This is a genomic window from Streptomyces rugosispiralis (assembly GCF_024505145.1).
Taxonomy (GTDB): domain Bacteria; phylum Actinomycetota; class Actinomycetes; order Streptomycetales; family Streptomycetaceae; genus Streptomyces; species Streptomyces rugosispiralis.
The window spans coordinates 1-3,327 of the sequence record NZ_JANIAA010000128.1 but is presented as its reverse complement, the minus strand read 5'-3'; the positions used below and the strand labels follow the sequence as shown (position 1 = coordinate 3,327).

The 3,327-nt window shown below is 72.0% G+C and carries 2 protein-coding genes; both read right to left on the bottom strand.

The features are described from left to right. On the bottom strand, positions 1-1,088 hold a 1,088-nt coding region (locus NP777_RS46625; protein WP_256656283.1), incomplete at its 3' end, for a beta-ketoacyl synthase N-terminal-like domain-containing protein. 18 nt (positions 1,089-1,106) lie between these two features. Next, the coding region (locus NP777_RS46620; protein WP_256656282.1) for a type I polyketide synthase at positions 1,107-3,327 on the bottom strand (2,221 nt) is incomplete at its 5' end.

Below are 3,327 nucleotides of genomic sequence, written 5' to 3'. Positions count from 1 at the left end.
TCCTGGCCGTAGGTCGCCATCAACGCCTGGACCTCGATCGGATCGCCCAGCGTGGTGCCGGTGCCATGACCCTCGACGGCATCCACATCCGCCGCGACCAACCCCGCACCCGCCAAGGCCTGCTGAATCACCCGCTGCTGCGACGGACCGTTCGGCGCCGTCAACCCATTCGACGCGCCGTCCTGATTCACCGCACTACCCCGCACCACCGCCAACACCCGATGACCGTTCCGCTCCGCATCCGACAACCGCTCCACCACCAGCACACCCACACCCTCGGCCCACCCCGTGCCATCCGCCGAGGCCGCGAACGACTTGCAGCGGCCGTCTTCGGCCATGCCGCGCTGCCGCGAGAAGCCGACGAAGGCGCTGGGGGTGGACATGACGGTGGCCCCTCCGGCCAGCGCCATCGAGCACTCGCCCGACCGCAGCGCCTGCGCGGCCAGATGCAGGCCCACCAATGAGGAGGAGCATGCCGTGTCGATCGTCATCGCCGGGCCCTCGAAGCCCAGCTCATAGGCGACCCGCCCGGTGAGCACGCTCGCCGAGCTGCCCGTCATCAGATAGCCCTCGACGCCGTCGGGGACCGTGTCCACGTCCGTGGCGTAGTCCTGATTGAGGGTGCCGAAGTAGACACCGACATCCTTGCCGCGCAGGGCAGTTGGGTCGATCCCGGCGCGCTCCAACGCCTCCCATGACGTCTCCAGCAGCAACCGCTGCTGCGGATCCATCGCCAGCGCCTCACGCGGCGAGATCCCGAAGAAGCCCGCGTCGAACTCCCCCGCGTCGCGCAGAAAGCCCCCCTCGCGGACATAGCTGGTGCCCGGATGGTCCGGATCCGGGTCGAAGAGATTCTCCAGATCCCAGCCACGGTCCTCCGGAAACCCACCGACCGCGTCACCGCCGGACACCACCAGGTCCCACAGCTCCTCCGGCGTGGTCACCCCGCCCGGCAACCGGCACGCCATCCCCACGATCGCGATCGGCTCCGACTGCGCGGCCTCGATCTCGGTGAGCCGCTGCCGCGCCTGGTGCAGGTCGGCGGTCACCCGCTTGAGGTACCGGACCAGCTTCTCGTCGTTCTCCACCGGAGGTCACCTTCCCCTTCACTCGTAGGCGCGGTCGGAATCCGCCGGGTCCACGATTCCGAACTCGTCGTCGATGAAGGCCAGTACGTCGTCGACCGACGCCGCCTCGAGCGTCGCTTCGATATCGGCGCCTCCGGCCGGCCCCGGGGCATCGGTGCTGAGCTTGGCCGCCAGAGCGCGGAGCCGGGCGGCGGCGCCGGTGTTCCTGGCCGTGTCCGGTGGCCGGGCGGCCACCAGTTCTTCGAGCCTCGCCACCTCGGCCAGCACCGGGTCCCGCGTGGTGTCGGCGCCCAGGCGGGTGTTCAGGTGGTCCGCCAGGGCCAGCGGCGTGGGGAAGTCGAAGGCGAACGTGGCCGGGAGTCGCAACCCGGTACGGGCGAGGAGCCGGTCCCGTAGCTCGATCGCCGTGAGCGAGTCGAAGCCGACGTCGGTGAAGGCCGCCTCGGCGCCGATGCGGCCGACCGAGGCGTAACCGAGCACATACACCGCCTCCTGCCGGACCAGGTCGAGCAGGATCGCCTGCCGGTCCGCGGGGCCTGCCCCGGCCAGTCGTGCGGTGAGTGCGTCGGCGTCGTGCGCATGCGCCGACTGGGCCTGCTGCCGGATCCGCCGGGGCTGGGGGACCAGCCCGCGCAGCAGCGGCGGCAACGCCCCGGTGGCGGCCTGGCTCCGCAGTGCGCCCAGGTCCAGTTTGATGGGGAGGACCGTGGGTTCGCCCGTCCGCAGCGCGGTGTCGAAGAGGTCCATGCCCTCGGTCGAGGTCAGTGCGGTGAGTCCGTCGCGTGCCAGTCGACGGTGGTCGGTGTCGCCGAGCTGGGCGGTCATCCCCGCGTCCTGGGACCACATACCCCAGCCGAGGGAGATCGCGGGAAGCCCTTGGGCGGCCCGGTGCTGTGCCAGGGCGTCGAGGTAGGCGTTGGCGGCGGCGTAGTTGCCCTGTCCGGAGCTGCCGAACGTACCGGCGGCGGAGGAGAACAGGACGAAGGCCGACAGGTCCAGGTCCCGGGTCAGCTCATGCAGATGGCGCGCACCATCCACCTTCGGCCGGAACACCGCGTCCATGCGCTCCGGGGTCAACGCGGTCAGCACCCCGTCATCCAGAACACCGGCCGTATGCACCACCGCCGACAACGGGGCATCCTCGGGAACGGCATCCAGCAGCCCGGCCACCGCATCCCGGTCCGCCACATCACACGCGACGACGCGCACCCGGGCCCCCGCCCCCACCAGCTCCGCCTCCAACTCGGCGGCACCGGACGCCGCAAGCCCGTTCCGACTGGCCAGCACCAGACTCCGCACCCCGTGCACGGCCACCAGATGCCGTGCCACCACCCCACCAAGGGCCCCGGTACCGCCCGTCACCAACACCGTCCCGCCCACGTCCACACCACCCGGTCCGGCCTCGGGCACATCGGCGACACGGGTGAGCCGCCGCAGGAAGCACGCCCCCGCGCGCACCACGGCCTGCGTCTCGTCGGCGGCGAACAGGGCGGGGACGAGGGTGCTCAGCGCCGCGTGCGAGGACGGCTCGTTGTCGACGTCCAGCAGCAGGACGCGGCCGGTGTTCTCCGACTGCGCGGTGCCGACCAGCCCCCATACGGCGGCGATGGCGGGGTCGACCGGCTCACCCGGGGCGACGGCGACCGCGCCCGTGGTCAGCACGACCATCCGCGTGCTGTCCAGCGCGGGTTCGGTCGACCACGCCTGGACGACTTCCAGGACGCGGCCGGTCAGCTCGCGCACACTTCCGGTCTCGGCCACCTCGACCGTCACGGCGTCGAACCGGTCCCCTCGCGCGGCCAGCGCACGCACATCCTCGGCCGTGGCCACCCGCACCGCGCCCAGTGGGGTGCCATCCGTCGCCGGCGCCGTCTTCTCCCATCCCGGGCGGAACAGGCGGTCATGTGCCGGGGCGGTCTCGAACTGCCCGGCCTCGGCCGGGCGGGACACCATCGAACCCACCGTAGCCACCGGGGCACCGGTCTCATCGGCCAACTCCAGCGTCAGGGTGTCCGCTCCGACGGGGACCACCCGTACCCGCAAGGCCGTCGCACCCGTGGCGTGGAGCGCCACATCGCGCCAGACGAAGGGCAGTGCTGTCCGCTGGTCGGCACGCTCCGCACGGTGCTGGAACGCGGCGGCGTGCAGGGCCGCGTCGAGGAGTGCCGGATGCAGCCCGAACCCCGCCGCCTGAGCGTGGTGCTCCGCCGCCAGAGTCACCTCCGCATACACCGCACCG